3 protein-coding genes are annotated in these 2,467 nt (G+C 76.4%); 1 reads left to right on the top strand and 2 read right to left on the bottom strand.

The genetic code is table 11. The annotated features are described in order from the left end of the window. A partial coding sequence (locus tag CCN44_RS39885; RefSeq protein ID WP_143650386.1) for a PucR family transcriptional regulator occupies positions 1–294 on the top strand: 294 nt, incomplete at its 5' end. 7 nt (positions 295–301) lie between these two features. Here the strand turns inward: CCN44_RS39885 and CCN44_RS39880 are convergent. Further along, a complete protein-coding gene (locus CCN44_RS39880; RefSeq protein ID WP_086704015.1) occupies positions 302–1,462 on the bottom strand; it encodes a glycosyltransferase family 4 protein in 1,161 nt (386 codons plus the stop codon). A gap of 337 nt (positions 1,463–1,799) precedes the next feature. Beyond that, positions 1,800–2,467: hypothetical protein (locus CCN44_RS39875; RefSeq protein WP_107502168.1), on the bottom strand; the 668-nt coding region annotated here is incomplete at its 5' end.

Here is a 2,467-nt window from a genome sequence, read left to right as displayed (position 1 = left end):
CTGCTGCTGTGGCGGCTGCGCGACCACCCGGACCTGGCGGCCTTCGTGGACCGCGCGATCGGCCCGCTGCGCGAGCACGACCACCGCTCCAAGCCGCCGCTGCTGCCGACTCTGGAGACCTATCTGGCGCACGCCGGCCGCAAGGCGGAGACGGCCCGCGAGCTGCACCTCAACCGGCAGACGCTGTACAACCGGCTGGCCCGGATCGGGGAGTTGCTGGGTACCGACCTCGACGACCCGCAGACCGTGCTGGCGTTGAGCCTGGCGCTGCGGGCGCGCCGGCACGTGCCCTGAGCTGTGGTCAGACCAGGGGCCGCGGCTGGGTCAACTCGTCGTAGACGCTGAGCACTTGGGCGACGGTCTCGTCCTCGGTGGGCCAGGTGGCGGCCTGCCGGGCGCCGCGCTCCCGCAGCGTCGCGCACCGCTCCGGGTCGGCGAGCAGCCGTACGACGGTGCGGGCGAGGGCCGCGGGATCGCCGTACGGGACGAGTTCGGCCGCGTCGCCGACGAGGTCCGGGATGCCGCCGACCCGGGTCGCGACGAGCGGTACGCGCGCGTGCAGCGCCTCCTGGGCGAGGACGGACCGGGACTCCCAACTGCTCGTGAGCAGCGCCAGATCGGCGGCGGCGAGCAGCTCGGAGACGTCCTCGCGGTGCCCGATGAGCCGCACCGGCAGCTCCTCGTCCTCGATGCGCCGTTGCAGCACCGGCCGCAGCGGCCCCTCGCCCGCGACCACCACCAGCGGTACCGGGTCCAGGTCGCGCCAGCTGCGGGCGGCGTCGAGCAGGACGTCGTAGCCGCGCTGCCGGTCCAGGGAGCCGACCGCGATGAGCAACGGGCGGCCGGTGGCGCCGAGTTCGGCCTGGATCTTGGGCCGTCGCGGATCGGGGTCGTCGAGGGCGTCGGGGCCGGGGTCGAGGAGGCCGGCGGCGCGGCGCCGGGCCGGCAGGGCGACGGCCGCGAGCCGGGCGTCCCGTGCGCCGGTGCGGCGGGCCCGGTCGACCAGGTCGGAGCTGGTGCCGAGGACCACGGCCGCGGTCTTCACCACCCGCCGCTCCAGCAGCCGCAGCAGATGCGCCCGCGGGCCCTCCGCGTGGGCCCGGTTGTGCCAGGTGACCACCAGCGGGGTGGTGCGTCCGCTGAGCGCGAGGACGGCCCGGAAGGAGGCGTGCAGGCCGTGCGCGTGCACGAGGTCGGCGTTCGCGCAGGCCGTGCGGAGCGCGGCCACGGAGACGGGGTCGCTGCTGCGCGGCACGTGCACGTGTTCGGCGCCGACCCCGGTGAACCCGTAGGCGCGGTCGGCTTCGATGGGGGCGCACACCGTGACACGCACGCCCCTTGCCACGAGCCCCTCGGCCAGGGAGCGCACATGCGCGCTGCTGCCGGCGTTGCCTCCGCCGAGCACCTGCACGGTGCGCAGCGGCGACTGGCCGTGCGGTGCGTTGCTGCTCACGGGGGTCACGGGGCCGGGACTCCTGGTTCACGTGGAGGGGTCACGAGGTTCGCGCGGGACGGGCATGAGGGTCACGTGGAGTGGTCACGAGGAAACGTACAGAAGGTAGCGGGCTCCTGGGGGCGGAAGGGCGCACCCCGCGCGCCCTCCGCACGGACCGTTCGGGCCCGCTGCCCGCCCCGCGTTCCCTGCCAAGCATGCCAGGACGTACGGCCGTTCAGGGACATCCCGGAGGGCGCATCACGCGGCGGGCCGGGGCAATGCGCCGGAGCACATCACCCACACGGGTGAGGGATTCTCCGCCATGGCCGAACGGTGTGCGCGGGCATACGGCGAGGTCAGCCGTTCACAGGGCACGCGCCCAGGCACTCACCCGGTCTCCGTAGCGGGCCGCGGCCACGACGGCGACGGCGTGCGCGAGCAGTCCCGCGCGCCGGTTTCCCGCCACGACGGCCGCCCCCAGTGCGGCACCCAGGGCATGCGCCCCCGTGTCCCCGAGCATCACGCGCTCCCCGAGGTCGTCGGGCAGCACGCCGGCCGCCGCCCCCATCGCACCGGCGGCGATCCGCGCCCCGGGCCCCCCGCGCAGCAGGCCGGGCGCCCCGAGCGCGAGCACCGCACCGGCGGCCCGGCCGGGCCGTACGTCGACCAGGTTCACGAGATGAGCGGTCCCGGCGATGACGACCCCGGCGAGCAGCTTGTCCAGCGGGCGCTCCTTCATCAGCGCCCCCGCCGCCAGCCCGGCGGCCGATATCCCGAACAACTTCACGGCCCCGCTGGTGACTTCGCCGTCCCGCAGGGCTCCGAGATGCGCCCGGAACCCCCGCCGGTGGTCCCCGGCGACATCGTCGTACGCCCCGCAGGCCCCGGCGGCCAGCACCGCGGCCCCGGCCGCGGGACACGCCCGGCCCGCCCCGGCCGCGGCGCCCAGCACCACGGCGGGCCCGGCGTACAGCCCCACGTCCCGCCCCGCGTGATTGCGCCGCTCCCAGCGCCGCCGCCCGCCGGGCGGGG

This window comes from Streptomyces tricolor (assembly GCF_002155905.1).
Lineage (GTDB): Bacteria > Actinomycetota > Actinomycetes > Streptomycetales > Streptomycetaceae > Streptomyces > Streptomyces tricolor.
This window is presented reverse-complemented; position numbering and strand designations above follow the sequence as displayed.